Source organism: Shinella sp. GW821-FHT10F02 (assembly GCF_058809275.1).
Genome location: NZ_JBXASL010000009.1, coordinates 44,275 through 69,891 on the forward strand (window position 1 = coordinate 44,275; position 25,617 = coordinate 69,891).

Annotated in this window: 36 protein-coding genes and 1 pseudogene; 24 read left to right on the forward strand and 13 right to left on the reverse strand. The window is 63.6% G+C overall.

Annotated elements, in window-relative coordinates; all coding sequences use genetic code 11:
* The 6 genes from AC1RWL_RS25685 to AC1RWL_RS25710 form a co-directional block, all read right to left on the reverse strand.
* On the reverse strand, nt 1-429 hold the full coding sequence (locus AC1RWL_RS25685; RefSeq protein ID WP_493096603.1) for a hypothetical protein: 429 nt from the start codon (nt 427-429) through the stop codon (nt 1-3).
* A 66-nt stretch (nt 430-495) separates the two neighbouring features.
* On the reverse strand, nt 496-894 hold the full coding sequence (locus tag AC1RWL_RS25690; RefSeq protein WP_439616034.1) for a glycine zipper domain-containing protein: 399 nt from the start codon (nt 892-894) through the stop codon (nt 496-498).
* A 128-nt stretch (nt 895-1,022) separates the two neighbouring features.
* Nucleotides 1,023-1,811, reverse strand: coding sequence for a heme ABC transporter ATP-binding protein (locus AC1RWL_RS25695; protein ID WP_492646649.1), 789 nt, complete (start codon nt 1,809-1,811; stop codon nt 1,023-1,025).
* Nucleotides 1,812-1,815: 4 nt separating this feature from the next.
* Nucleotides 1,816-2,946 (reverse strand): FecCD family ABC transporter permease, encoded by a 1,131-nt coding sequence (locus AC1RWL_RS25700; protein ID WP_493096602.1) that lies wholly within the window; start codon nt 2,944-2,946, stop codon nt 1,816-1,818.
* On the reverse strand, nt 2,933-3,874 hold the full coding sequence (locus AC1RWL_RS25705; protein WP_493096601.1) for a heme/hemin ABC transporter substrate-binding protein: 942 nt from the start codon (nt 3,872-3,874) through the stop codon (nt 2,933-2,935). Before AC1RWL_RS25705 ends, AC1RWL_RS25700 begins: the two co-directional genes overlap by 14 nt.
* 122 nt (nt 3,875-3,996) lie before the next feature.
* On the reverse strand, nt 3,997-5,043 hold the full coding sequence (locus tag AC1RWL_RS25710) for a hemin-degrading factor (RefSeq protein WP_439624250.1): 1,047 nt from the start codon (nt 5,041-5,043) through the stop codon (nt 3,997-3,999).
* A 236-nt stretch (nt 5,044-5,279) separates the two neighbouring features.
* On the opposite strand from AC1RWL_RS25710, the gene AC1RWL_RS25715 reads away from it, so the two are divergent.
* The 6 genes from AC1RWL_RS25715 (at nt 5,280) to AC1RWL_RS25740 (ending at nt 8,429) form a co-directional block, all read left to right on the forward strand.
* Nucleotides 5,280-5,705, forward strand: coding sequence for a hypothetical protein (locus AC1RWL_RS25715; RefSeq protein ID WP_435266103.1), 426 nt, complete (start codon nt 5,280-5,282; stop codon nt 5,703-5,705).
* Between the two features lie 60 nt (nt 5,706-5,765).
* Nucleotides 5,766-6,662: an energy transducer TonB family protein gene (locus AC1RWL_RS25720; protein ID WP_493096600.1), complete on the forward strand. Its 897-nt coding sequence runs from the start codon at nt 5,766-5,768 to the stop codon at nt 6,660-6,662.
* 401 nt (nt 6,663-7,063) lie between these two features.
* A complete protein-coding gene (locus tag AC1RWL_RS25725; RefSeq protein WP_256121128.1) occupies nt 7,064-7,462 on the forward strand; it encodes a DUF2325 domain-containing protein in 399 nt (132 codons plus the stop codon).
* Entirely contained in the window at nt 7,459-7,728 is a 270-nt protein-coding gene (locus AC1RWL_RS25730) for a hypothetical protein (RefSeq protein ID WP_435266102.1), read from the forward strand. The genes AC1RWL_RS25725 and AC1RWL_RS25730 overlap by 4 nt, the downstream gene beginning before the upstream one ends.
* 15 nt (nt 7,729-7,743) lie before the next feature.
* Nucleotides 7,744-8,058 (forward strand): heme-degrading protein HmuQ, encoded by a 315-nt coding sequence (hmuQ, locus tag AC1RWL_RS25735; RefSeq protein WP_435266101.1) that lies wholly within the window; start codon nt 7,744-7,746, stop codon nt 8,056-8,058.
* Nucleotides 8,055-8,429 carry a bleomycin resistance protein gene (locus AC1RWL_RS25740; protein ID WP_493096599.1) on the forward strand — a complete coding sequence of 125 codons (375 nt, stop codon included), beginning with the start codon at nt 8,055-8,057 and terminating at the stop codon, nt 8,427-8,429. Before hmuQ ends, AC1RWL_RS25740 begins: the two co-directional genes overlap by 4 nt.
* Here AC1RWL_RS25740 and AC1RWL_RS25745 read toward each other — a convergent pair whose 3' ends face one another.
* Both AC1RWL_RS25745 and AC1RWL_RS25750 read right to left on the reverse strand, forming a co-directional pair.
* Nucleotides 8,430-8,795, reverse strand: coding sequence for a DUF423 domain-containing protein (locus tag AC1RWL_RS25745; RefSeq protein WP_493096598.1), 366 nt, complete (start codon nt 8,793-8,795; stop codon nt 8,430-8,432).
* Nucleotides 8,796-8,803: 8 nt separating this feature from the next.
* The gene (locus AC1RWL_RS25750; RefSeq protein ID WP_493096597.1) at nt 8,804-9,220 is read right to left on the reverse strand and encodes a group II truncated hemoglobin; all 417 of its coding nucleotides are present in this window, start codon (nt 9,218-9,220) and stop codon (nt 8,804-8,806) included.
* A 127-nt stretch (nt 9,221-9,347) separates the two neighbouring features.
* Between AC1RWL_RS25750 and AC1RWL_RS25755 the strand changes: the two genes are divergently transcribed.
* The 4 genes from AC1RWL_RS25755 (at nt 9,348) to AC1RWL_RS25770 (ending at nt 12,255) form a co-directional block, all read left to right on the forward strand.
* Nucleotides 9,348-9,908, forward strand: a complete 561-nt coding sequence (locus AC1RWL_RS25755) for a TetR/AcrR family transcriptional regulator (RefSeq protein ID WP_435266097.1) — start codon at nt 9,348-9,350, stop codon at nt 9,906-9,908.
* Nucleotides 9,909-9,965: 57 nt separating this feature from the next.
* Entirely contained in the window at nt 9,966-10,307 is a 342-nt protein-coding gene (locus tag AC1RWL_RS25760) for a DMT family transporter (protein WP_256121124.1), read from the forward strand.
* 110 nt (nt 10,308-10,417) lie between these two features.
* Nucleotides 10,418-11,203, forward strand: a complete 786-nt coding sequence (locus AC1RWL_RS25765; protein ID WP_493096596.1) for a ThuA domain-containing protein — start codon at nt 10,418-10,420, stop codon at nt 11,201-11,203.
* Between the two features lie 8 nt (nt 11,204-11,211).
* Nucleotides 11,212-12,255 (forward strand): Gfo/Idh/MocA family protein, encoded by a 1,044-nt coding sequence (locus AC1RWL_RS25770; protein WP_256121126.1) that lies wholly within the window; start codon nt 11,212-11,214, stop codon nt 12,253-12,255.
* Nucleotides 12,256-12,258: 3 nt separating this feature from the next.
* Here AC1RWL_RS25770 and AC1RWL_RS25775 read toward each other — a convergent pair whose 3' ends face one another.
* A complete protein-coding gene (locus AC1RWL_RS25775) occupies nt 12,259-13,275 on the reverse strand; it encodes a LacI family DNA-binding transcriptional regulator (protein WP_493096595.1) in 1,017 nt (338 codons plus the stop codon).
* 430 nt (nt 13,276-13,705) lie between these two features.
* On the opposite strand from AC1RWL_RS25775, the gene AC1RWL_RS25780 reads away from it, so the two are divergent.
* Nucleotides 13,706-14,704 carry a glycosyltransferase family protein gene (locus AC1RWL_RS25780; RefSeq protein ID WP_493096594.1) on the forward strand — a complete coding sequence of 333 codons (999 nt, stop codon included), beginning with the start codon at nt 13,706-13,708 and terminating at the stop codon, nt 14,702-14,704.
* Here AC1RWL_RS25780 and arsC read toward each other — a convergent pair.
* Nucleotides 14,705-15,126: pseudogene (gene arsC / locus AC1RWL_RS25785) on the reverse strand (arsenate reductase (glutaredoxin)). It lies immediately after the preceding gene.
* Between the two features lie 136 nt (nt 15,127-15,262).
* Here arsC and AC1RWL_RS25790 point away from each other — a divergent pair.
* From AC1RWL_RS25790 to arsB, 7 genes are all read left to right on the forward strand, one after another.
* Entirely contained in the window at nt 15,263-15,754 is a 492-nt protein-coding gene (locus AC1RWL_RS25790; RefSeq protein ID WP_493096593.1) for a MarR family winged helix-turn-helix transcriptional regulator, read from the forward strand.
* Entirely contained in the window at nt 15,751-16,431 is a 681-nt protein-coding gene (locus tag AC1RWL_RS25795) for a GNAT family N-acetyltransferase (RefSeq protein ID WP_493096592.1), read from the forward strand. The genes AC1RWL_RS25790 and AC1RWL_RS25795 overlap by 4 nt, the downstream gene beginning before the upstream one ends.
* A 78-nt stretch (nt 16,432-16,509) precedes the next feature.
* Nucleotides 16,510-17,073: a dual specificity protein phosphatase family protein gene (locus tag AC1RWL_RS25800; RefSeq protein ID WP_493096591.1), complete on the forward strand. Its 564-nt coding sequence runs from the start codon at nt 16,510-16,512 to the stop codon at nt 17,071-17,073.
* 82 nt (nt 17,074-17,155) lie between these two features.
* A complete protein-coding gene (locus AC1RWL_RS25805) occupies nt 17,156-18,361 on the forward strand; it encodes a GAF domain-containing sensor histidine kinase (protein ID WP_493096590.1) in 1,206 nt (401 codons plus the stop codon).
* Nucleotides 18,362-18,460: 99 nt separating this feature from the next.
* Complete coding sequence (locus tag AC1RWL_RS25810) at nt 18,461-18,814, forward strand: ArsR/SmtB family transcription factor (protein WP_493096589.1); 354 nt, start codon at nt 18,461-18,463, stop codon at nt 18,812-18,814.
* 116 nt (nt 18,815-18,930) lie between these two features.
* Entirely contained in the window at nt 18,931-19,458 is a 528-nt protein-coding gene (locus tag AC1RWL_RS25815) for an arsenate reductase ArsC (protein ID WP_493096588.1), read from the forward strand.
* A complete protein-coding gene (gene arsB, locus AC1RWL_RS25820; RefSeq protein WP_493096587.1) occupies nt 19,458-20,504 on the forward strand; it encodes an ACR3 family arsenite efflux transporter in 1,047 nt (348 codons plus the stop codon). Before AC1RWL_RS25815 ends, arsB begins: the two co-directional genes overlap by 1 nt.
* 8 nt (nt 20,505-20,512) lie before the next feature.
* Here the strand turns inward: arsB and AC1RWL_RS25825 are convergent, their stop codons facing one another.
* The gene (locus AC1RWL_RS25825) at nt 20,513-21,349 is read right to left on the reverse strand and encodes an N-acyl homoserine lactonase family protein (protein ID WP_493096586.1); all 837 of its coding nucleotides are present in this window, start codon (nt 21,347-21,349) and stop codon (nt 20,513-20,515) included.
* A gap of 85 nt (nt 21,350-21,434) precedes the next feature.
* On the opposite strand from AC1RWL_RS25825, the gene AC1RWL_RS25830 reads away from it, so the two are divergent.
* Nucleotides 21,435-22,049: a TetR/AcrR family transcriptional regulator gene (locus AC1RWL_RS25830; protein WP_493096585.1), complete on the forward strand. Its 615-nt coding sequence runs from the start codon at nt 21,435-21,437 to the stop codon at nt 22,047-22,049.
* Nucleotides 22,039-22,422, forward strand: coding sequence for a hypothetical protein (locus AC1RWL_RS25835; RefSeq protein WP_493096584.1), 384 nt, complete (start codon nt 22,039-22,041; stop codon nt 22,420-22,422). Before AC1RWL_RS25830 ends, AC1RWL_RS25835 begins: the two co-directional genes overlap by 11 nt.
* A 521-nt stretch (nt 22,423-22,943) precedes the next feature.
* On the opposite strand, the gene AC1RWL_RS25840 is transcribed toward AC1RWL_RS25835, so the two are convergent.
* Both AC1RWL_RS25840 and AC1RWL_RS25845 read right to left on the reverse strand, forming a co-directional pair.
* Nucleotides 22,944-23,291, reverse strand: coding sequence for a hypothetical protein (locus AC1RWL_RS25840; protein ID WP_493096583.1), 348 nt, complete (start codon nt 23,289-23,291; stop codon nt 22,944-22,946).
* 125 nt (nt 23,292-23,416) lie between these two features.
* Complete coding sequence (locus tag AC1RWL_RS25845; protein WP_493096582.1) at nt 23,417-23,941, reverse strand: helix-turn-helix domain-containing protein; 525 nt, start codon at nt 23,939-23,941, stop codon at nt 23,417-23,419.
* 153 nt (nt 23,942-24,094) lie between these two features.
* Between AC1RWL_RS25845 and AC1RWL_RS25850 the strand changes: the two genes are divergently transcribed.
* From AC1RWL_RS25850 to AC1RWL_RS25865, 4 genes are read left to right on the forward strand one after another with little or no spacing between them, the layout of a single operon-like run.
* Nucleotides 24,095-24,397 (forward strand): helix-turn-helix domain-containing protein, encoded by a 303-nt coding sequence (locus AC1RWL_RS25850; RefSeq protein ID WP_493096581.1) that lies wholly within the window; start codon nt 24,095-24,097, stop codon nt 24,395-24,397.
* Nucleotides 24,394-24,711: a hypothetical protein gene (locus AC1RWL_RS25855; RefSeq protein ID WP_493096580.1), complete on the forward strand. Its 318-nt coding sequence runs from the start codon at nt 24,394-24,396 to the stop codon at nt 24,709-24,711. Before AC1RWL_RS25850 ends, AC1RWL_RS25855 begins: the two co-directional genes overlap by 4 nt.
* Nucleotides 24,708-24,860 (forward strand): hypothetical protein, encoded by a 153-nt coding sequence (locus AC1RWL_RS25860; protein WP_493096579.1) that lies wholly within the window; start codon nt 24,708-24,710, stop codon nt 24,858-24,860. The genes AC1RWL_RS25855 and AC1RWL_RS25860 overlap by 4 nt, the downstream gene beginning before the upstream one ends.
* Nucleotides 24,857-25,534, forward strand: coding sequence for a hypothetical protein (locus tag AC1RWL_RS25865; protein ID WP_493096577.1), 678 nt, complete (start codon nt 24,857-24,859; stop codon nt 25,532-25,534). The genes AC1RWL_RS25860 and AC1RWL_RS25865 overlap by 4 nt, the downstream gene beginning before the upstream one ends.
* Nucleotides 25,535-25,617 lie beyond the last annotated feature (83 nt).

Genomic DNA, 25,617 nt, shown 5'->3' on the forward strand with positions numbered 1-25,617 from the left:
TCAGTCGTCGCGGCGGGATTTTGGCGCGAGCAGGAAGCCGAGCGCAAGCGCCACGGCCGTTGCTGCGAAGGGTTTTCGCACGGCGACGGTCGCCGCGGCCGCCATCAGGTCGCGGCGTGCCGCCAATTGATCGCGGCGGATGCGGCGCAGTTCACGCTCGCGCTTGTTGCGCATGGCGACGATGGCGAGCACGATCAGCGCAAGCAGCAGGAAGCCGCCGGCAAGGCCGAAGAGGGCCGGCACGGTGCCGTAGTGCTGCGCCAGCAACACGGCGGTGGCGACGACGCCGAGCACATAGGCGGTGATCAGCAGGAGGCCGATGATCAGGCCGGCGATCGCATTGCGCTTGGCAATGTCCATCGTCTCGTCCACCCGGTCCGTGACGCGGGTAACGAGGTTCTGCATGAGAATGGCCCCCAGTGACAGCATGCTATGGCGCTCCGGAAATCAGGAAGGGACGCCGGATGGCGTCCCTGAAAACGTGCGAGGATGGGATCAGCGGCGCAGCAGTGCTGCGAGCAGGAAGCCCGCGGCAGCCGCGACGCCGAGCGTGGCGAGCGGATGCTCCTTCACGGCCTTGCGGGCGCGACGGCCGGAATCCTGGTAGCGCGTCTGGAACTCAGCCAGAATGTCCTCGCCGGCGGCGATCATGTCGCGGATGTCGCCCTGTGCGCGGTCCTTCAGGTCATGCGCGGCGTCGCTCGCCTGCGCCTTGACCGCCCGTGCCTTCTTGCGAATGCCGCTTGCGCCGTCCGAGGCGTCGCTGGCGAGCAGCTTGGCAAGCGACGCGATCTCGTCGCGCAGTTCGGCGATCTGCTCCTCGACGGCCTGGGCGTCGTCGTGAAGGCCGTTGCGCAGGCTTTTGCTGCGCGATGAAAACAATCCGGTGGCCATGCCGTTTCTCCTTTTGCGGTCGCCCGCGCGGTGCGCGGGCCGAACAGCGCTCCACCCCCTTGGCGGAACGGTCTTTCCGGGGCAGGAAACGTGGGGCGGGGCAAAAAGTTCCGTAAGGCGCTGGAGAATCAGGCCGAAGCGGTGTGCGGCAACACGAAGGGCACACCGGTGGCGGGCACGCCGTTGATGCGCATGCGGCAACCGAACACGGCTTCCATCGCATCGTCGGTCATGACGTCGGCGGGTCGGCCGGCGCGCTCGATGCGGCCGGCGCGCATCATCACCATATGGTCTGCGAACATGGCGGTGAGGTTGAGGTCGTGCATGACCGCAATCACCCCGCCGCCGCCTTCGCAGTAACGCCGCGCAAGCTGCATGATGGTCAGCTGGTGGCGGATGTCGAGTGCCGAGACCGGCTCGTCGAGCATCAGGAAACAGGGTTCGCCGTCGAGCACCGGTTCCCAGATCTGCGAGAGCACGCGGGCGAGCTGCACGCGCTGCTGCTCGCCGCCCGAAAGCTCCTGGTAGAAGCGACCGGCGAAACCGGAAAGATCGACGGCGGCGAGCGCCTCCGTGGTAATGGCGTCGATGCGCTCCGCATGGCGGTTCGGGCCGACGGTAAGGCCGAGGCGGACGATCTCGCGCACCGTGAAGGGGAAGGCGATGGTGGCGGCCTGCGGTAGCACGGCGCGCTTCACGGCGAGCTGCCAGGGTTCGAGTGCCCCCAGCGCATGGCCGTTGATGGTGATCTCGCCCTTGCTCGGCAGTTCGCCGGCAATCGCCTTCATCGTCGTCGTCTTGCCGGAGCCGTTCGGGCCAACGATGGCGGTAAGCTGCCCGGCCTTAGCTTCGAGCGCCACGCCATGCACGATGGTCTTGCCGGACAGGCTGACCGTGAGGTTCTTTGCGGTGATCATTGTCCTACCAGCCGTTGCGCGTGCGGTCGCGCAGCAGCACCCAGAGGAAGAAGGGCGCGCCGGCCAGCGCCGTGATGATGCCGATCGGCAATTCGGCGGGGGCGACGATGGTGCGCGCCAGCATGTCGGCGCCGAGCATCAGCACGCCGCCGAACAGCGCTGAGGCCGGCAGCAGGTAGCGGTGGTCCGGGCCGATGACGATGCGCAGCAGATGCGGCACGACGATGCCGACGAAGCCGATGCCGCCGCTAACGGCGACCGAGGCGCCGACCGCGCCGGCAACGGCGACGACCGCGATATATTTCAGCCGCTGCACCTTCACACCCATGTGGAAGGCGGCGGCCTCGCCGAGCGTGATGGCATTGAGGCCGCGCGACAGGAAGGGCACGACGAGAAGGGCCACCAGCATGATGGGGCCTGCGGCAAAGAGTTTTGCCCAGGTCATGCCGGAGAGCGAGCCGAGGCTCCAGAAGGTAATATCGCGCAGCTGCTTGTCATCGGCCATATAGATGAGGATGCCGGTGATGGCGGCGGCAAGTGCGGAAATCGCGATGCCGGCCAGCAGCATGGTGGCGACGGAGGTCTGCCCGCCGCGCGTGGCGATGCGATAGAGCAGCAGCGTCGTCAGAAGGCCGCCGGCGAAGGCGGCGAGCGGCAGGGCGAAGGCGCCGAGCGCGATCATCACCCCGGCCGGCAGGCTGGCGCCGAGCACGATCATCAGCACCGCGCCGAGTGCGGAGCCGGATGAGATGCCGACGAGGGCGGGATCGGCGAGCGGATTGCGGAACAGGCCCTGCATCACCGCGCCGGACATGGCGAGTGCCGCGCCGATCAGAAAGCCGAGCAGCGCGCGCGGCATGCGGATGTCGAAGACGATGATGCGGTCGCGCATGCTGAGCGCGGTGTCTTCCGCGCCGCTGAACAACGCGCCGATGACGTTGATCGCGGAGGCATCCGAGGCGCCGGTCGTGATCGACAAGGCGAGCGCGACGATCGAGACGAGAACGAGGGCCGCGAGCGTCAGGCGCGCGATCGCCGTCCGGTCGCCGGCATGCCGGGACTGGACGGAGCGCGTCAGCACCGAACCGCTCACGGTGTGCGCGCCATCGTCGCGCACGACATCATTGAGAGACATTGCCGTAGAGTTCTTTGTTGAGATCGCGGATGGCGGAGGCGGTGCGCGGGCCAAAGCCGAGCAGGTGCAGGCTGTTCATGCGCAGGATCGCCTTGTTGGCGGCGGCCGGCGTCACCGAGATCGCCGGATGCGCGAGGATCTCCTCGTCGCTGCTGCCGGCGCCGGGGCGCGTCATGATCATGACGACGTCTGGCTTGGCCTTGATGATCGCCTCGTCGGTGAGCGGCTTGTAGCCCTCGAAGGCGCCTTCGGTCGCGTTGATCGCGCCGGCAAGCCCGATAATGCCGTCGGCCGCCGTGTGGCCGCCCGCGGCCATGACCTTGCCGTTCTGGAAGGAGAGGATGAAGAGCACGCGCTTGCGCTCGTTTTCCGGCCGCTTGGCGGCATCGGCAATCGCCGCGTCGAGATCGGCCGCGACCGTGGCTTCCAGTTCCTTGGCTTTCTCTGGCACGCCGAGGAATTTGCCGACGACGTCGATCTTCTTCAGGATCGCCGCGCGGTCATAGCCTTCCGGCACGGTTTCGAAGGGAATGCCGGCGCTCTTCAAGACGGCCAGCGCATCCGGCGGGCCGCTGCCTTCGACGGCGAGGATGGCGGTCGGGTTGACGGCGATGACGCCCTCCGGCGAGAGCTGGCGCATATAGCCGACATCCGGCAGCTTCAGCGCGTCTTCCGGGAAGGTGCTGGTGGAATCGCGGGCGACGAGACGGCCGCCTTCGCCGAGCGCATAGACGATTTCCGTCACAGCGCCGCCGATCGCCACCAGTTTCGAGCTGTCGACCTGCTGCATTTCCTGCGCAACGGCCTTGCGGATGAAACCGTTCGAGCCGGCGCCCGCCAGCGGCAGCAGGAGGGGGGCGGAAAGGGCAAACACGGTGAGGGCCACTTCCCATGGGCGGGCGCGGCGGAAATCGAAGCTCTTGCTCATGGTCGGTTCCTTAACGGGTCACCAGAGTGTTTTCACGAAACGCGAAACACTCTGTCTCTTTGTCTTGACGCAATTCTCGGCAAGCAAAACCGCTTCACACTTTTGCTGGAATTGCTTGTTCCTCAGGCGGCGACGCTGTCGGGGCGCGGCAGGCCGTCAAGGATCTCGCGCCAGTCGGTGCGTTCCACCATGCCTTCCTTGCGCTTGCCGAAGAACTGGATGATCATTTCGCCGCTCGCGTCATAGGCCTCCAGCGAGGTGACGTGACCGTCGACCGTCGGCTTGCGCACGACCCAGCACTCGGCGATGTGGTCCATGCGCAGGTGCATGTGGAAGGTCGGGTCCATCACGTTAAGCCACGGCCCCATCGGCTGGATGTTCTTCACCGGGCCGGTGTGGATCTGGATCGTGCCGTTATTGCCGACGAAGCACATGATGTCGGCATCGCGCTCGGCGGCGGCGCGCATCAGGTCGCCGACGGCATCGGCGCGCACCTCATGGGCAAAATCCTCGCCGACGCTGCGCACGGCATCCTGACGGCCGATCTTCAGCTTCTTCAGCAGGCCGAAGAACTGGTGCGTATCGGTCATCGCCGCCCAGCTTTCCCGCAGGGCTGCGACATCGACTGGGCCGGTATCGTCGACCTTCTGGGACACCACCTCGACGAAATCCTGCGACTGATCTTCCAGGCGGAAGTCGGCGACGATGGCCTCATAGGCTTCGAGATTGGAGGCGGGGCGCAGGTGCACCTTGTGCACGGCGACGCCGGCCTTGTCGAAGAATTGCAGGCTGCGGCGCACTTGGTCGCCATCGGTCTTGGTGACCGCGAAGCCATGCGCCCAGGTGCCGGGGAAGATGCGCAGGTCGATGTTTTCGCCGAGCACGATCGAGGCATGCTTGCCGGTGGTGATCTTCTCGAAGACGCCGATCTTTTCGTGCACCACGCTCTCGTTGCGGGTCAGCGCCATGACCTCGCCGAGCGCTTCCGAGCGTTCGAGGAAGCGGTTGGCATCGCCGTCGATGCGGACCGCCGTCAGGCCGACTTCGGCCGCGACGAGGGCGGCTTCCGAAATGCCGAGCTGGGCGGCGATGTCGCGCTCGCGCATTTTGGGGTTCTCGGCGCGAAAGGCGCGGATTTCGGCGGGGGTCGGTCGGGTCGTGTTGCTCATTGCTCGGCCTTGATCGAATGTCTGCCACGCCGGCCCTTCACTGTAAATTCAGTTGCCGGAACAGGGGTTTGACGGGGATTTTGCGTTTACTATCTTGACTTCATTACTCATATTTATCTATGCACGCAATACCGGCGCCACAATGGGATGTTAATTCTTGTGTGAGGCAGCCGGCAGGAACGACCGCGGCCGGCGCTCTCGGCCGACCTTAAAACCGGTATGAAACAGGCGGGCCAATGACCGTACGCACCATTCTACTTTCGGCGATGCTTTCTGCTGCCGCTATCACGCATGCCGCAGCGCAGGATGCGCCCAAGGGGCTGGACGTCGAGCTCAACGCGCTCGCAAGCTCGCAGAAGGGCTGCCTCTTCACCTTCGTGGCGGCCAACGGCTTTGCGCAGAACGTCTCGAAGGTCTCCTTCGAATTCGTCATCTTCAATGACAAGGGCACGGTCGAGCGCCTGGCGCTGCTCGATTTCCGCGACCTGCCGGCCGGCAAATCCAAGGTGCGCCAGTTCGACGTGCCGGGCATCAAATGCGAGACGGTGAAGAACCTGCTGATCAACGATGCGCCGGTCTGCGAAGGCGAGGGCCTGGAGAAGGGCCGCTGCATGGACGGCATCGTCACGCGCAGCAAGGCGACGGCCAGCCTTGAAGGATGAGTATAGCGTTCGCGGCGCATGAGGTGCTGCGGTGCATGAAACGGAATGACGGGTGATATCATGTCTGGAAGCAAGTGGCTCTGGGTTGGCGGAGGCGTCCTTTCCCTGCTGGCGCACGCCACGGCCGCCGCAATCCTCACCATGGCGCCGGCGCCTGAAGAAGAGCAGGCGCTGATCGCCGGCGGCGTCGTCGCGGAAGTGGAGATGCTTGGCAACGGCGCCTTCGAGGCGGTGGAATCCGGAAATCCCGAAGATACGATCACGCCCGAGACGATCCAGCCCGACATCACCGAGCCGGTGCCGCAGGAAGTGGCGGAAATCCAGCCGACCGAAATCGAGCCCGAAGTGACGGAGATGGTGCAGCCCACCGATCCGATCGTTTCCGAGCCGGTGGAAGAGTTGCTCGTGCCCTCCGCCGAGGTGGAGATCGCCGCCATCCCGGTTCCGGAAATCAAGCCGGAAATCGTGCCGGAAGAAGCGATCGAGCCTGTTCCGGAAGTGAAGAAGGAAGAGCCGGTCAAAAAGGTCGAGCGCAAGAAGCCGAAGCAGAAGCCGGTCAAGAAGGCCGGCGAGAAGGGCAAGGCCAAGCAGAACGCCACCAAGGGCGAGGTCGATGGATCGGCGGATGTAAAGACCGCGGCGGTCGGCGGCCAGAAGAAGGGCAATTCGTCCGCCGCCGGCAATGCCGCCGTCAGCAACTATCCGGGCAAGGTGCGCAACAAGATCAACCGCGCCAAGCGCCGCGTCTCCGGCGGCGATCGCGGCAGCGTGGTCGTGAGCTTCACCGTGGGCTCAAGCGGCCAGGCGAGCGGCATCCGCGTCGCGCGCAGTTCCGGCAGCGCGGCCCTCGACAAGGCGGCGGTCGATTCGGTGCAGCGCGCCGCACCCTTCGCCAAGATTCCAGAGGCCGCCGGGCGCTCGTCCTGGGCCTTCAACGTGCCGATCGTCTTCAACTGAGACGCGCATTCCCGTCATGAGCCCCATGGCGGGAATTTTTTGCACGAAAATATGACTTTCGTAGTCATGTTTATACTTTACTCTCAAACTCAGGTTTTGTAGGTTGCCCCTGACTGAGGCTTCGCGCTGCGGAGTGCCAAAGGGGAACTTGCATGAATTACGTGACTGCAGGCCGCGCGGAAGCGGTCTTGAAATCGATGATCGCCGAGCGCGACCGGCGCATCTCGGACCTGGAACGCCAGGTCGCCACACTCAGGAAGCAGGTCGCGGCCGCGCCGGAAACCACGGTGGCAGAAGTGCCCGCCGTTGCCCCGCGCGTCGAAATGCGGGTGCCGCAGGCGCCGCGCAGCGTGGAAGTCACCAAGATCAAGCGCCGGACCGGCGAAGCGGAGAGGAAGGCGATGCGCGAGAAGCACAGGCAGCAGCAGCAGGCCCGCGGCCACCAGGACGACGCGGCCCAGAAGGCGGACAGCAAGGCGACGCTCGAAGGGCGCAGCTTCCTCTATGTCGGCGGTCGGGACTGCCAGGTGGCGCATCTGCGCCAGATCGCCAGTTCCTATGGCGCCAACCTCATCCATCACGATGGCGGCCTGCGCGAGGCGGTATCGCGCATCGACAACGTGCTGCCCTCGGTCGACTGCGTCTTCTGCCCCATCGACTGTATCAGCCATGATGCCTGCATCCGCGTGAAGACGGGCTGCAAGAAGTGGGAGAAGGCCTTCGTGCCGCTGCGCAACGGCAGCAAATCCTCCTTCGAGCGTGCCCTGCAGAGCATGAGCCAGGGAGAGACTGCGCAGTGAATGACGAAAGACCCGAAGCCTTCATGATGATCGGCCTGCACAAGCTGGCCGCCCAGAACGGCGACGGCCTTGTGCCGGAACTTTACGCCCTGCTGACGCGTCGTGCGGAGGTGCTCGAAACCGAGAATGTCACGGAATTCCCGGTCCAGAACGCCCGCCCGCCGTCGCGCACGGCGAGCTTCGAGGGCACATCCGCCCTTGAAGCACGCAATGACAATGTCGTAGCCTTCCCCGTGCCGCGTCGTGTGCGGCGGGATTCGCTCTGACACCAAGGTATTCGCATGTTCTTCGCCATGAACCGTTTCCGGATTGCAATCGGCCACGAAGAGGCCTTTGAAAATATCTGGAAGGGGCGGGATTCCAGCCTGGCGGACACCCCTGGCTTCCAGTCTTTTCACCTGCTTCGTGGCGATACCAATGCGGAAGAGGGCTTCACCCTCTTCGCCTCCCATTCGATCTGGGCGAGCAAGGACGATTTCATTGCCTGGACGAAATCGGAGAATTTCCGGCAGGCGCACAAGAATGCCGCGGCCGACAAGGGCATCTATCTCGGCCCGCCGAAATTCGAGGGTTTCAGCGTGGTCGAGGGCGCATGAGCGTGCTCGACGATCCCGACCGCGTCGAAGTCCTGCCCGTCCTGCCGTCGCTCGACATTCAGGAAACCAAGGCTTTCTACACGAAGCAGCTCGGCTTCGAAGAGGTCGTCTACGAGGCGAACAACTATCTCATCGTGCGCCGCGTGGCCGGCATGGAACTGCATTTCGCGCTCGTCGATGACCGGTCGCTCTGCGAGAACACGACCGTCTACCTTCGCGGCGGCGGCATTGAAGACCTGCACCGCGAATTCAGCGCGCGCGGGGTTCCCAGCCTGACGCCGATGGCGGTACGGCCGTGGAACATGGAAGAGTTCTACATCCATGATCCGCACGGCAACCTGCTGCGTTTCGGCCGGATTCCGAAGAGCTGATCAGGTTTCCTTGCGCGGCAGGAACGCGCCGAGCGCCACCGCCAGCCAGCCCGCCATCATGATCACGCCGCCGGTCGGCGCCGACATCGGGAAGAGCCCGTGGCCGGCCGTATGGCGGAAGACGAGGTCGCCCGCAAAGAGCGCGGTTCCGACGGCGAGCAGCAGGGCGGCAAGCGGGGCGATCCGTATGGTCGGCCACGCGGCATAAAGCGCGATCAGTGCCGGGGCGTGCGCCAGGCACATGGCGGAGGCGCCGGCCATCAGGCGCGGGTCGCTGCCGTGCGACGCGGCAGCCGCGGTGACGACGCCCGTGATACCCATCAGGCCGGCGACGAGCAGTGTCGTCGAACGAAGCGAAAACGACATCGGAGTTCCTATTCCTGGTTCTGCATGTGGTGGGCGAGGCGGGTCACCGGCTCGAGGATGATGGCGCGCAAGCCCTCGCTCGGCACGGTCTCCTCCAGCGCTCGCCCGAAACAAAGCAGCCATTCGTCGCGCTCCGCCGGCCCGATCTGTGCCACGAAATGGCGACGGCGCAGCATGGGGTGGCCGCGCTTGTCCGTATAGAGCGGCGGTCCGCCGAGCCAGCCGGTCAGGTATTCGTAAAACTTCTCTTCGCTGCCGGAGAGATCCGGTGGATGGATCGCGCGACAGCGTGCCGCTTCCGGCAGGGTGTCCATCAGTTCGTAGAAGCGGTGCGTCAGCGCCCGCACGCCCGCATCGCCGCCGATCGCCTCATAGAGGGTGATCGTCTCGCCCTGCCGTTCCTCGCTGCCGGTCGTATCCGCCATTGCCGCTTTCCCGTTTCCCCGGTCTTAGCGCCCGGCCATCCGGCAGGCAATGGCAGCCTTTTGCCTGCGACGAAGCGCGCGGTTTTGGCAGATTGACAAGAAACCGTCCAGACGGTATGTTTTGAGCATGAGCAAGGCACATCACCGCAAGAAACACCCGGAAGCCGTCCGCCAGCAATTGCTGGAGGTCGCCGCACGGCTGTCGCTGGAGAAGGGGCCGGGAAGCGTGACGCTCGATGCGGTCTCGCAGGCGGCCGGCGTGAGCAAGGGCGGCCTGCTGCACCATTTTCCGAACAAGCTGTCGCTGCTCGACGGCCTGTTCAGCGACCTGACGGAAAAGCTCGACCGGGTGCTGGCGGAAAAGATGCAATCCGACCCGGAGCCGAAGGGTCGCTTCACCCGAGCCTATGTCGCGGTGTTCTTCGTGCCGGAGGGCATGGACGACAGCGAGCAATGGAAGGTGCTGACCATCGCGCTGATTTCCGAGCCGCACCTGCGGGAACGCTGGCGACAATGGGTCGAGCGGCATCTCGCGGAAAACATCGGCACGGATTCCTCGCCGGATGCCGTGCTCGTCCGATATGCCGTGGATGGCCTCTGGCTCGCCGACCTGCTCGGCGCGCCGACACTGGACGCCGAAACGCGCACCGCCATGCTGGGCCGGCTGCTCGCGCTTTCGCGCTCCTGATCCAACACTTCGCGCCCCGCAGGCGCCCATTGGCGCGATGCGCGCCGGAGACACGTCATGAGCCTGCCCCTCGTCTATGCCGCCCTCGTCGTCGCCATCATCTTCGAAGTGCTCGGCACCTCGGCCATGCAGGCCGCGCAGCATTTCACGCGCGTCGTGCCGACGGCCGCGATGGTCGTCTGCTATGCCATCGCCTTCTTCTTCCTGTCCTGGAGCCTGCGCTACGTGCCGGTCGGCATCGCATATGCCATCTGGAGCGGCCTCGGCATCGTGCTGATCTCCGCCGTCGGCTATTTCGCCTTCGGCCAGAAGCTCGATCCGGCGGCACTTTTCGGCCTCGGCCTCATCATTGCCGGCGTGCTTGTGCTGAACCTTTTCTCCAAATCGACATTCCACTGAAAGGCGGCCGGAATCGACAGGCCCCCCGCTTGCCAAGAAGCGGGTCTGGTCTTAATCGATTCCGGCAAATTGAAAGCGGTTTCAATTTCCGGCTTTAAGAGGAATGGCACATGGCTATACGCACCATCGTATGGGGTGAAAACATCCACGAGCAGACGAACGAGATCGTGCGCTCGATCTATCCGAACGGCATGCACAACACGATCGCCGACGCGCTCAACAGCGATCCGGCGATCACCGCCACGACGGCGACCTTGCAGGAGCCGGAGCACGGTTTGAGTGAGGCGCGGCTTGCTGAGACGGACGTGCTCGTCTGGTGGGGCCACAAGGACCATGGTGCGGTGGATGACGCGGTGGTCGAGCGCGTCGCCAAGCGCGTCTGGGAGGGCATGGGCCTGCTTGTGCTGCATTCCGGCCATTTCTCGAAAATCTTCAAGCGCCTGATGGGCACGCCCTGCGCGCTGAAATGGCGTGAGGCCGGCGAGCGCGAGCGCCTGTGGGTCATCAACCCGCGCCATCCGATCGCCGAAGGTCTCGGCGAGAACTTCGTGCTTGAAAACGAGGAAATGTACGGCGAGCAGTTCTCCGTGCCGGAGCCGCTGGAAACGGTCTTCATCTCCTGGTTTGCCGGCGGCGAGGTGTTCCGCTCCGGCATGACCTGGCGCCGCGGCGCCGGCAACATTTTCTACTTCCGCCCCGGCCACGAGACCTATCCGACCTATCACGACGCTACCGTGCAGAAGGTGCTCGGCAACGGCGTGAAATGGGCCTTCAACCCGCAGGGCACCTACGCGGCGATCCACGACGCGCCGAACGTGCCGGTGGAAAACGCGCTGGAGCCGATCGTCGAGCGCGGCCCGAAGCTGCATGAAGCCGGCGAAGCCGGTTACCGCTGAGGCCTATTATGCGTCTTCTCATCCTTGGAACCGGCGGCATGGCGAATAGCCATGCCCAGCATTTTTCCGCAATCGAGGGCGTCGAGCTGGTCGGCGCGGTCGATGTCGATCCGTTGCGGGCCAAAGCCTTCGCCGACACGCATGGCATTCCCAACGTCTTCACCTCGCTGGAGGATGCGATCGCCTGGAACGGCTTTGACGCCGCCACCAACGTGACGCCCGACCGTGCGCATCACCCGACGACCCTGGCGCTGCTGGCGGCGGGAAAACACGTCATGTGCGAAAAACCGCTCGCGGAAAACTATGCCAAGGCGGACGAGATGGCGCGCGCCGCCGACGCATCCGGCCTCGTCACCATGGTGAACCTTACCTACCGCAACGTCGCCCCCTTGCAGAAGGCGCGCGAGATGGTGCTGGCCGGCGAGATCGGCCATGTGCGCCATGTCGAGGCGTCCTACCTACAAAGCTGGCTCGTCTCCAAGGCTTGGGGCAACTGGGCGACGGAAAGCCAGTGGCTGTGGCGGCTTTCCACCCGGCATGGCTCGAACGGCGTGCTCGGCGATGTCGGTATCCACATCCTCGACTTTGCGAGCTACGGTGCCGCAAGCGACGTGGAGCATGTCTTCGCGCGGCTGAAGGCCTTCGACAAGGCGCCGGAAAACCGCATCGGTGAATATGATCTCGATGCCAATGACAGTTTCACCATGACCGTCGATTTCGCCAATGGCGCGCTCGGCGTCATCCATTCCAGCCGCTGGGCGACCGGGCATCTGAACGAGTTGCGCCTGCGCATGCATGGCGACAGGGGCGCGTTGGAAGTTCTCCATTCCACCGAGGGCTCGCGCCTGCGCGGTTGCCTCGGCGAGGATGTCGAACAGGCGGTCTGGCGGGAGCTCGATGCCGGCACGGTGCCGACCAACTACCAGCGCTTCGCCGCCGCCGTGACCGCCGGCAAAAGGATCGAGCCCGGCTTCCGCCACGCCGCCGAGCTACAGAAGGTTCTCGACCTCGCCATCGAGACCGAAAAGGACCGCTGCGAACGGAAGGTCTGAGGGTCAGCCCGGGGCAGGGCCTGTCGATCCGCGAATGAGGAAATCGACCGGCCAGACCTCCTGCAACCGCTCCGGCGCTTCCCCCTGCAAAAGCTGCAAGACCATGTCGCCGATCCGCGCACCTGCCGCGCGGATCGGCGATTGCGTCGTGGTGACGGCCGGCATGAGATTGTCCGGGCTCAGATAGGGGAAGACGTCGTCATGGGCGATGACGGAGACGTCCGCGCCGACGGTCAACCCCGCAACGCGGATCGCCCGCATGGCGCCAAGCGCCGACATCATCGACCCGGCAATGACGGCGGTCGGGGCAGGGCGCTGCGCCAGGAAAGACTGCATGAGGCGAAAACCGGTCTCGTCGGTGAATTCGCCATGACCGACCAGCGCCGGATCGAAGGCGATGCCATGGGCCGCGAGTGCTGCGCGAAAGCCGTCGTCGCGGTCACGCGCATAGGTGCTCACCGTGTCGCCGTTGATGAGGGCGATGCGCCGGTGGCCGAGCCCGGCCAAGTGCTGCGTCGCCGTCTCGATCGCCCCGAAATTGTCGATGTCGAGAAAGGCGAAGGGTTTTTGCGCCGCGCTTCGCCCATGCACGATGAAGGGCAGGTCCAGCGCTTGCAGAAGCGCGATGCGGGCATCGGTGCAGGCCGGCATGTGGAGGATCACCGCATCCACCCGCTTGCTGGCGGCAAGCCGGCGATAGGCGGCTTCCTCGTCCGCCTCCGTCTCGACGGTCGAGACGAGAATGTCGATGCCATCCTCTTGCAGCCGGGTGGAAAGCCCGCCCATGAACTCGCTGGAATGCGGCCCGAAGCGCCCGCCGCCCTGGAAGACGATGCCGATGGCGCCTGCCCGGCCGGTGGCGAGCCGTTGCGCGCTGATGTTCGGGCGATATCCGAGCCGTTCCGCCGCCTCCAGCACGCGCGTCCGCGTCTGTGGCTTCACCTCCGGATAACCGCTCATCGCCCGGCTTACCGTCGTGGGGGACAGGCCGATGCGGGCGGCAAATTCCTTGAGGTTCATCCTGCCTCCCTGCGGCTTTTCGATAGGCTCCAGCCTTTATGAACGTCCGGGCGCGGGGCAGCAAGCGATGGCCGGAATGGCACATCCGGACAATTAGCGGAGGTTGTATAATCCGCCTTGAATTTTGATAATAGCAAGTTAAAGTCTAAATATTAGCGATAAGGTTGTATTTCGCGGTGTGCAAAACATCCGCGAAAGATTGACGTTAAATGGGTGGTGGGCCGAGGAGGCGAACCTGGCGCACCACCCCATTCCTTCCGCGGCATGGACGGCCCGGAAGGCGTTTGGCGACCATTTTCGGGGGAATATCATGCAGGCGGGCTCGGAGCTGCCGGCTGCAGCGGGTCCGTCTGCGCGATCGGACCTGCGGCCGGACCATCGTGGCACATCGGCAGACCGATGGCTGTGGCGGACACGCAAGGCAAAGGGGATGGTCTGTCCGGACGCGCCGCTGCTTTATTCGCGGCGGGAGTGTGGCCGCCGCCCCGCCTATCTGCGCCATCTGGAGCGTCTGTTCGGCGCCCGCCGGGCGGGTTTGCGCGCCCTCGTGTTTTCTCGCGCACCGGTACTCTTCCTGATGGTGGAGGAGGCCCTCCTGCTCTATGTGGCGGTCGGCCTGCTGCGGGCGCTCACCGGGCGGCGCACCGCGGGCCTGCTGCTCCGGCCGATGCCCATCACCGTGTCGCCGCGCCGGCGCTACCGTTGGAAACGATGGGTGCTTGGCTGGCTGAAGCGCTTTCACGCCATCGAGACGCTGACCATCCTGCCTTTCAGCGTGCTGCCGGCGTCTTCCGCCATCGCCAAGGGTTGGATCTACGATTTCCAGCTCTGGGACCTGACGGATGCGGAGCGCGAGGCGGTGGAGCTGCTGCGCAGCGAGCGGCGGCCGGGCGACCGCCTGGTGCTGACGGCGATCGGCACGCAGAGCCCGCACAAGGGTTTTGATCTCTTTGCCGATATCTACGCGCGGATCGCCGGCCTGCGCACGCGCTTCCAGTTCATCGCCTGCGGAAAATTCGCGCCTGATGTCGCCGACTATGCCGCGGCCTTCTGCGAGGCGGGCGGGGTCAAGGTCGACCGCGCGGTCTCGGATGCCGAACTGCTCGGCGCCTATGCGGCGAGCGATGCGGTCTGGTGTCTCTATCCGCCGGTCGGCGACCATGCTTCCGGCGTGCTCGGACGGGCGGCCCAGCTCGGCATACCCGTCGTCGTGCGGCAGGGTTCGCTCGCGCATCGCCTCTGTATCGTCGAGAACCTCACCCATGTGCCGGCAACGGCGGATGGCGTGGCGGAACGGCTCGCCGGGCCGCTGCCGCCGCGCGACGAGGCCCGCGGGCGTCTCGCCGCAAATCGCTTCGCCCGGCAGAGCGAGGCGACGCTGCGCGCCGCCCTGGGTCTTGCGGCGAGGCGGGCGCCGCTGGAAGGCTAATCAGACGAAACGCTTGCCGTCTTCGCCGATCACCTTTCCCCATCTTCCTTCGCGAAGGCGCCCTTTCGCGTGTCCGGCAGGATGTCGAGCACCAGCTCCGACGGCCGGCAGAGCCGCGTGCCGAGCGGCGTCTTCACGAAGGGCCGGTTGATCAGGATCGGCTCGGCCAGCATGTGGTCGAGCAGGGCGTCGTCGGAAAGCGATGGATCGTCGAGACCGAGCGCCGCATAGGGCGTGTCCTTCTCGCGAAGTGCTGCGCGCACGCTCAGCCCCGCCGCCGCGATCATAGCCTTCAGATCGTCTTTCGATGCCGGGGTGGCGACATAGTCGATCACCGTCGGCTCGATGCCGGCATTGCGGATGAGGGCGAGCGTGTTGCGCGAGGTGCCGCATTTCGCATTGTGATAGATGATCGCGTCCATGGTTCCGGCCTTTCGAGAGCGGCGTTCGTACGAAGATGGCTTACGCGATGCCGGCCGATCGTCAACCCTGCCTGAGCCCTTGACGTCTTCCTCGGACAGAAATATAACGCGTTATATAACTTGGAATGGATGTGGCATGGAAGACATCGTTCGCGCTCTCGGCTACCTCTGCCTTGGCAGCCGGCTCAAGCGCATCGGCGAGCAGGTGCAATCGGATACGCAGCGCATCATGGAGCGGCTGGACGTGCCCTTGCAGGCAGGTCAATACCCGCTCCTGGCCGCCATCGACCGGCTCGGCCCCCTTTCGATCGGCGAACTGGCCGAAGCGCTCGGCGTCACGCAACCGGGCGTGACGCGGACGGCGGGCCTGCTGGCCGAAGTGGGATATCTCACCGCGCGCAAGGAGAAGGACGACCAGCGCATCCGGCGCCTCTCGTTGACGCAGGAGGGCCAAGCGCTCATCGACCGTTCGAAACACGACATCTGGCCGGCCATCGAGGCGGCGGTGCGCGACATCTGCGACGGGCTCGATGGCAGCTTCATCGCCCAGCTCGACCGGCTGGAGGATGCCCTCCAGGAAAAACCCCTCCATCGCCGCGCGCTTGAAAACGAAGGACGCCCATCATGAAAGCCCTGCTCGACAGACCGATCTGGAGCGCGCTCACCACCCGCCATAGAGAGCTCGGCGAGGGCGCCGGCCTCGCCCGTCGCTACCGGCCCGGCATCCTGCCGCTCGCCGCGACTGAATCCGATGACCCGCAGGCGCTGGCGGACCTGGCGGCGCTGACGCAGCCGGGCGAGACGCTCATTTTCCTGATGGCCGACCCCATCGTGCCGCCGGTCGTTTTCGAAGTACTGACGGCCGCACCCGCGGTCCAGATGATCGCCCGGAACGTGCCGCCCGCCACCCCGGACGAGGCCATTGTGCCGCTCGGCGAAAGCGACGCCGAAGACATGCTGGCGCTTGCGACGCTGACGAAGCCCGGCCCGTTTTCGCTGAAGTCCCAGGCGCTCGGCCGGTTCTGGGGCGTGCGGGAGGGCAAGACGCTCGTCGCCATGGCCGGCGAGCGCATGAAACAGCCTGGCTTCACCGAGCTCAGCGGCGTCTGCACCCACCCCGATCATCGCGGCAAAGGTTACGCCCGGCGGCTATCCCTGCACGTCGCCGCCCAAATCACGCAGGCCGGCGATCAGCCATACCTGCACGCCTATGCCAGCAACGCAGCCGCCATCACGCTCTACGAGGCGATCGGCTTCACCTTGCGCAGCCCGATGCATGTCGCCGCCCTGCGCAAACCCGCCTGAGCCTTCCGCCCTGTAACGTTCAGCGCCCTGTCAGCCGCTTGCCTGATCCTGCCGTCACGATTGGCAGGACAGGACCTCATGAACCGACATTTGAAAAGGGCGGGCCTCTTTCTCGGCACCGCAGCCGCCGCGCTCGGCCTCTACCTCAGCGTTATCCAGATGACCGGCAACTTCGCCACGGTCGTCCCCGGCGAAGTCTACCGCTCGAACCAGCCCACCAGCGCCGACATCACGACCTACGCCACCCGCTACAATATCCGCACCATCATCAACCTCCGCGGCCGCCACGAGACGGCCAGGTGGTACAAGGACGAGGCCGTGGCCGCCACGACCCTCGGCCTGAACCTCATCGATTTCCCCCTGCAAGCCGACCGCCGCCTCGACCCCGCGACCGCCGCAAAACTTCTCACGGTCCTGCGCGACGCCCCGCGCCCCATCCTGATCCACTGCCGCTCCGGCGCCGACCGCACGGGCTTGGCCGCCGTCATGTACCTTGCCCGCATCGCAAAGATCGACGAGGAAACCGCCGAGCGCCAGCTCTCCCTCCGCTACGGCCACATCGGCATCCCCTTCCTGTCGCCGACCTATGCGATGGATGAGAGTTGGGAAGATCTTGAGCGGGCGGCAGGTTCGGCCAGCTAGATCGGCCCATGATGTTCCTCGCGGGGTAAAGCGACATTTGATAACGTGCTTCCAAGCGACAACATGCTAAGTGTTTGGGTTGATGGGTCAGAACTACGAGAATGATGTTGAGATGGTTCGCCAAATTCCGGCGGTGCCATCGATCCTGGATGTGGTTTGCAAGGTCACCGGTATGGGCTTCGCGGCCGTGGCGCGCGTGACCGAAGATCGATGGATCGCCTGCGAGGTCCTGGACAATATCGACTTTGGCTTGAAATCCGGCGGCGAACTGCGCATCGAAACCACGATATGCAACGAAATCCGCGATAGCCGGCAGGCCGTGATCATCGACCATGTATCTGAAGACAAGACGTTTTCCGGTCATCATACGCCGGCGCTGTATGGCTTCCAGAGCTACATATCGATGCCGATCATTCTGGCAGATGGAAGCTTCTTCGGTACGTTATGCGCCATCGATCCGCGCCCCATGCGCTTGAGCACGCCAGAAACCATCGGCATGTTCAAGCTCTTTGCCGAACTGATCGCCGTCCATGTCGATGCCCGGTCCGCCCTCATTTCCTCGCGGGAAAGCCTGACCCTCGAGCATGAGAAACTTGCCGCGTCGCAGGGCAAATTGCTGGACGCGCAGGCTGCCTCGGAGCTCCGCGAACAGTTCATTGCCGTTCTCGGCCACGACCTTCGCAATCCGCTGGCCGCGATCAGCGGCGGGACGAATTTTTTGTTGCGCAGGATTGACGACGATCAGTCGAGATCGGTCCTGCAGAAGATGGCGGCCAGCGTCCAGCGGATGGCGGGGCTCATCGACAATGTCATGGATTTCGCACGGGGCCGCCTCGGTGGCGGTTTGACGCTGACCAAAACGACGAAGTCGCTGGAGCCGATGCTTGTTACCGTGATCGACGAGATCAAAGCCGCCTTTCCGCATCGACAGATCGAAACCCGTTTTGCGCTCGCCCACGACGTTCGTGGCGATCACGCCCGTCTCGGGCAGCTCTTCTCGAACCTTCTCGGGAACGCGATCGCGCACGGCTCTGAAGACCGGCCCGTCCGGGTGGACGTGACGACCAATCCGGCCGGCTTCACGCTGATCGTCGAAAACGGCGGCACAAAAATCCCGCCCGAAACACTGGAGCAACTTTTCCAGCCGTTCCGAAGGGGCAAGGTACGCGACAGCCTCCAAGGCCTGGGTCTCGGCCTGTTCATCGCCTGGGAAATAGCCAAGGCGCATGGGGGAACATTGACCGTCGTGTCGGACGATGAGCGCACACGCTTTACGCTGACGGTGTGATAGTTCAGTCGGGCTGCGGCCGTTAGAAAATCTGTAGCGCCGGTAGAAGACAGCGGGCAGGGGCATTGACAATGTCAATATATCCATTAATCTGGATATATGGAAAACACATCCGCGATCACCGCACTCTCCGCTCTGGCCCAAGCAACGCGACTGGAGACGTTCCGTCTTCTGGTCCGTCATGAGCCTGACGGCGTGCCTGCCGGTGAGCTGGCCCGGCTGCTCGATGTGCCGCAGAACACCATGTCCGCACATCTCGCCACACTTTCTCGTGCTGGTCTGGTGAAAAGCGAACGTCAGAGCCGCTCGATAATCTATCGCGCCGATCTCGCCGGCCTGCGGGACCTAACCCTGTTTCTCCTGAAGGACTGCTGCGGCGGCGCCAAAGAGCTTTGCGCGCCGTTGATTGCGGAACTGACACCCTGTTGCCCACCAGCGGGACCGCAAACATGACCCTCGGCAACATGATCGTCCTTGAAGCGCTGAAAATGGTTCCGCCTCCCGGAGTCCGCCCGGTATCGGCACCCCTCATGAATCTCAAGCCCCCGATCTAACAACGGATCATCACCATGACTGCGAAAATCTACAACGTGCTCTTCCTGTGCACGGGCAATTCCGCTCGTTCCATTCTCGCCGAATCCATTCTGAACAAGGAGGGACGAGGGCGCTTTAAGGCGTTCTCGGCAGGAAGCCAGCCAAAGGGCGAGGTTAACCCGCACGCTCTGAAGGAGCTTGAAGCGCTGGGTTATCCGTCAACCGGCTTCTCGTCCAAGAGCTGGGATGTCTTTGCCGGGCCTGGCGCTCCGGAAATGGATTTCATCTTCGCTGTCTGCGACAGCGCCGCTGGCGAAGCGTGCCCGGTCTGGATCGGCCATCCCATGACTGCACATTGGGGTGTCGAAGACCCCGCCGCCGTCCTTGGCTCCGAGGTGGAGGTGCAACGCGCCTTTGCGCAGGCCGCCCGCTTTCTCAAGAACCGCATTACGGCGTTCCTGAGCCTTCCCATGGAATCCATCGACCGGCTGGCGCTGGAAACGAAGCTCCGGCAGATCGGCGCGATGGAAGGCTCGACCAGGCCGCAAGATCGGAGCGCCTGATGTCGACCTTCGAGCGCTACCTTACGATCTGGGTTTTCCTTTGCATTGTCGTCGGCGTTGCGCTCGGCCACCTGATGCCTGGCGTCTTCCAGGCCATCGGCGCCGCCGAGATCGCCAAAGTGAACATCCCCGTCGCCGTCCTGATCTGGCTGATGATCATCCCGATGCTCGTGAAGATCGACTTCCGGTCGCTGGCCCAGGTGGGCACGTATTGGCGGGGGATCGGCGTCACGCTCTTCATCAACTGGGCGGTCAAGCCGTTCTCGATGGCCCTGCTCGCATGGCTGTTCGTCGGTTGGCTCTTTCGACCCTATCTTCCTGCGGAGCAGATCAATTCCTACATTGCCGGCCTGATTATCCTGGCGGCAGCGCCATGCACCGCCATGGTTTTCGTCTGGTCGAACCTGACGAAAGGGCATCCGCTTTTCACCTTGTCCCAGGTCGCCCTGAACGACGCGATCATGATCGTCGCCTTCGCCCCCATCGTCGGGCTGCTGCTGGGCCTTTCCGCCATCACCGTTCCATGGGACACGCTGGCGATCTCCGTCTGCCTTTACATCGTGGCGCCGGTACTCATCGCGCAGCTCCTGCGTGCCAGGCTCGCGACGACCGGGCTGGCCAGGCTGCTGGAGAAGCTGCAACCGATATCGCTCGTGTCCCTGCTGGCGACCCTTGTCCTCCTGTTCGGCTTCCAAGGCGAGCAGATCATTGCCCAGCCGACAATCATCGCGCTCCTGGCCGTCCCGATCCTGATCCAGGTCTATTTCAACTCGGGGCTCGCCTACCTCCTGAACCGCCTGTCAGGCGAACAACATTGCGTAGCAGGACCGTCCGCCCTCATCGGAGCCAGCAACTTCTTCGAACTGGCGGTCGCCGCCGCCATCAGCCTTTTCGGCTTTCAATCCGGAGCGGCGCTGGCGACGGTCGTCGGCGTGCTGATCGAGGTGCCGGTCATGCTCTCGGTCGTCTGGATCGTGAACCGCTCGAAGGGCTGGTACGAAGCCTCGCCCGCCGTTTCCCGAAATGCCGCCACCACAAGGGCATAATGCCGGCGTCAGGCGAGGGGCGTGCCGGCGGCAAGCCGCGCGGGGCCGTCCGGGTCGTGCGCCGGCAGCAGGATCGTCGGCTCCTCGGCAGCGAACCGGCGGATTGCCCGCAATGTCGCTAGGGCCGTTGCCGGATCATTGGTGACGCCGTCGGTCTTCTCCGCCAGCAGATTGGCTTGCGAATAGGTGGCGTCACCGGCCAGGAAATAGGTCATGCCCTCTCCGCGAACGATGACCGAGACATGCCCGTCGACATGGCCCGGCGTCGGCACGAGCAGGATACGGCGATCGCGCGTGATGGCATGGGACGCCGCGAACGGGCCGACCGGCGGGCCGTCCATCTCGACAAGCTCCGGCCGCAGCCAGACCGGCCAGCGCTGCGGCAGGCAGCCCGTCATCATGCCGCGCAGTCCGGTCGAGGTCGCGTAGTTCGCGCGCGGGCCGACAATGCGGCTGCGGGGGAAGTGATCGAGCCCACCGGTATGATCGTGGTGGAAATGGGTGAGGATGACGGTATCGATATCCTCGGCCGGATCGAGCCCCATCGCGAGCAGCCGGGTGCCGACCTCCTCATGCGGCGCGACGCGGATCTGCACCTGCTTGTAGAACGGGTTCCAGCCCGGAAGGTAGCCCGGAACCGAGTTGCGCCAGGTGTCGCCAGTATCCACCAGGAAGCGCCCTTCGGGATGCTCGACCAGAAAACACAGAATGGGCAGCGGCTCGACCCAGTTCGGGTCCCGGAAGATGTCAATCTTGCGGCCGATGCCGCCCCGGCCTTCGCGCCCGGTGCGCTGAGCCGTCTTCATGCGGGCCTTGCCGGTTTCAATGGCTGTGACCTTGATCATGGATGCCTCCATAAAACGAACATTCATTCTATTTAAAGCACAAGGGTACGCTTGTAAAGAACGAGCATTCGTTTTAATAAAAGGCATGCCAAAGATAACCGACGAAAAGCGCGCGCTCCGCCGAATCCAGATCCTCGAAGCCGCCTGGTCCTGCTTCCAGAAGCAAGGTCTGCACGCCACCACGATGAGCGATATCATCGCGGCATCAAACCTCTCGGCCGGCGCCGTCTATTCCTATTTTCCCAGCAAGGACGAACTGATCCTCGCCGCCGTGAAGACCTCGCTGACGGGCCTGCGGGAGCGGGTCGAGCCGCTTCTGAACGCGGCACCGCTGCCACCGCCGGCGCGTTTTATCGAGGACATCGCCCGAGCTGTCACGGACTTCACCGCGCGCGAGGGATACGACCTCCGGCGCGTCGCCCTGCTGGGCTGGAGCGAGGCGCAGCGCAACGAGCATCTGCGCGAGACGATGCAGGTCTACTACGTGGAGTTTCGCGCCCGGCTCGCCGACGCCGTCGCGAACTGGAAGCGTACCGGCGAGATCCGAAAGACGGCCGATGACGGGGACGTCGCGAAGACGCTGCTCGCAATGATCCTCGGCTTTGTCGTCCAGTCGGCGATCACGGGCGATGTCTCCGCGCAGGAACTTGCGCATGGCCTGCGCGATCTTGTCCAGCGCGAGGGCGCCGATGCAGAGTGACGCCGGCGCCCCGCGCCCCACAACGCATGCTGTCTATCTGATCCTGCTTGCGATTCAGACGGGAGCCGCTACCGTTCTGGTGCTGGTCGTGTTTCCGCTTTTCCAGCAAGTCGTCACGGCAATCGGCCAACCGCAGCAGCTTCCCACGTCCACGGCAATCATCGCCGTCGTTGCGGCGTCCGTCATGCAGGTCTGCTACTGGCTACGATATCATCGGGTGCCAGTCGCCGCGCCGATCCGCGGCGCAATGATCGGCCATCTCGTCTTGTTCGCCAGCCGCGCCAGCTTCTTTTTCTCCGGCGCGGTTTTCTCGGCAATCTTCTTTCGCCACGTCCCCCAACTCGACGTCCTGCCGCCAATGGGACAAGTGTAGGGGGGTACTGCCTTTGACACAAAGGGTTCAACCTACCAAACGCGGGCCAAGTAGCCGTAATGAAAGAGGAATTCGGCCTCTCCGGTTGCTATGGCGGTGCGGACGGATTGCACAACACCCCCTGAAATCGAGGTGAAAGCCGGCATTCCTGATGCGAAACGGTGCGTTCTGACCCTAAAACCATGCACCTTGGTGCGGTGTTCTGCTAAGCGCCGGGAAAGCCCGAGGTATCAGGCGTTTGCGAGCGTGGCAGTGCAGCGGAGGAGCACTTGTGCACCGGCTTGCGGCCAGAAACGTGACGGAAATTGGTGCGAAGCAAATTCGAGTTGGTTGAGCGAGGTGGGAAATACGTTCCCACCTCGCTCGTTTTGTTCCCACCTTGCGCAAAGCGCGGAATTGCAGGGCATTGCGGCGCAGCAGCGGTTCAACTTAAAAATCGGGAGGTGGGAACAGGGGTGGCAGAAGGCGGCGTTAGAATGGAGCGATCTTCTACCCCCACTTAACGACGGAAACGTTGCGAATTACTGCCTCTTGATATCCTCGGTCACGACATCTCCCCGGCAACCCGAATTCTCGCCGTCGATCACCAGGATGCTATGCGTAGCGAAACCGCTGTCGGTCACAATTGCCTTCGTGCCCGCTGGTACGGCGCACGACAACAGCTCCATGACCATCATAGGGTTGGATTTGTGAACCCCAGCGCGGATGAGCTTGAAACCCTCATCCATTGCATCGCCGTCACGCCAGACAAAAACCGGCTCGTCCCCTCGACCAAGTGTAACTTCTGAAGCGTGTGCCGAACCAGCGGTGGTCGCTATAATTGCAACTGCAAAGCCGCAAACATTCAGTATTTCCCGTACCTTTTTCATAGGTCCCTCAAGCGTTTACCATGCCAGGTTACCTTAACCGAGAATATAGTTCGGCGCTACATTGCACGTAAAAATATGCGCTCGTAATAGGCATGGGGAGAGCAGGATGCAACTTCTGACAATCATCAAGCCAAGCGTTTGCCAGTGCCGGGTTCCGCTACCGCTTCGATCACGCTCTGTCTGATATCGTATTCCAATCCTCCGAGAAGGCTCCGCAATTTTCCTTCGTCGGTATTGCCCTTAGCCATCGAAATCAGCTCATTATACCAACGAATGGTTTCACTCTCACGCGCATCTTCAGTGAGCCTTATTCCCTGAGAGTCGTTGATTTCGCGAATCATAGCTTTGACCGCTTTGAAAATCGCGGGATTTATCTCACGCGTAGGGCGTCCAGCACGCAATAGCTCTTCCCGATTGCCTTCACCCACAGCTATCCCGGCCGCAAGCTCCTCTACAGAGAGGCCAACAGCTTGAGCTATCTTCAAAGCGTTCGGCGCGGATGGGGTCGAGCGTAACGAAACATATTTGTTCAGCGTTCCTACAGGAATGCCAGTTTTCCGGGCCATCACCCCCGATTTTCCCCCTGCCTGGATAGCGTCGCGAACGCGCTCACGAAACAGCATTTCCTCAGCGTCGATCTTTTCAGACACAACAGCCCCATAACATGCCCAATTGGGAATTGACGAAATTCCCAATTGGGCATAATCATATTTGTGCGGCCCGCTTCGGCGACCCGCAAATGTTGCAAATCCCTGAGCAAAAAGCGGGTGCGCTACCACCCGCTTCCTGTAGGAGTTAGTCATATGGCAAAGGCCAAGCCCAAGTGGGACCGCCATTCGATCCTCGCCGAGTTTCGCCGCCGAGGCGTCAAATTCAGCGACTTCGCCGTTGAGAACGGCCGCAACCCCAACACCTTTCGCGGCATCTGGACGCGCTGGAACCGGCCGAACGAACAGCTGATCGCAGACTTCCTTGGTGATCCCGTCGAAGTGGTCTGGCCCGACCGCTACCCCATACAATCTAACCGCATCTTCCATACCGCGAAATCCGAGGCGTTAGAAAGTCAAAAATCGGGTAGGGCGTCTGACATGCGGGTGGCGGCATGATCCGTTTCGTGTCGGACACAAACACACCGTCTGACATCGAGAACGGTCGTCTGCGACTTCAGGCGTCGATCTTCAGCCTGCTCGAAATCCCGAGCGACGCGGAAATCCGCAACAAGGTCGAGGGCTACGCCTCGGAATATGAACTTGCCGATGCGGGCGAGAGAAGCTTTGCGCGCTGGTATGAAGATACCTTCGCCGATCTGCCGATAGAGGACGAAGATCGTGTCCGCGTTGAACTCTGCGCAGTCTACGTCTTGGGCTACCTCAGTGCAGCGCGCGATTTGGGCCACCTGCCGGAAGGCGACCCCACATGAACGCGCTCGCCGCCGTGTATCGCGCCCTCCTGTCCTTCTCCGCCCGCGATTTCTTCGCCTTCTGGGCCATCACTGCCTTTGTGCTCGGCGTCCTCTACTTCGCCGGCACTGCAACAGCCCTCATTCTCATTTGGAGAGCCGCGCAATGACCATGACGCATCGCGAGAACATTCCCTTTTTCAACGATCTGCCTGAGAAGGCCGTAAAGGCCGCGTCCCGTCTTTGGGATGCAATTCATCAGCCGGCCTATAACGGCGTCGTGGCCTACAACGATTTCGTGCAGGACCTAACCTTTGCGGGCATCATCGCGCCGCCGCGCTCCGTGGTGAAGCGTTGGCAGGCCGGCGTCCAGGCGGGCGGCATCGCCCGGCCGGGAGCGCTCGGTACAGTTGCCCCCGGAGCCAACGGCAAGACGGAAGCTGAGACGGCCAAAGCGAAGCCGGGGCGCAAGGTGCGGCGACCGGCCGATGATACGGGCGGCCCGATTGTTTCCGAGAGCCAGATCGTGGTGATGCCTGTTCTAGAAGATGCCGGCATCGAGCACCTCTTCACTCCGCCTCGTTCGACTGCACCGACCGAGGAAGCCTTTGAAAAACTGACGCCCGCAACGTTTGGCGGGACGGTGTTTTCCACGCTTATGGGGGCGAGCATCACGCCTCCTGATCTCAGTGAGGGGCGGCCGGACCCGGCGCTCGTCCTCGTCGCGCGGCAGATGATCGAAGAGGAGGTTGCCCGCGTCAACTTGGATGTGCGCGCCACAGCGAGGGCGAATGTCGCCGCGCGCTTCCGGCAGATTGCTGCCGACTTGGAACGGACCAGCTAGCGCCTCACGCCTTTCCCGTTGGCATCGCCTTCATGTGCCAGCGGGACGGCCGAGCCGTAGTCGGAAGCTGCGCTCGGCCACCC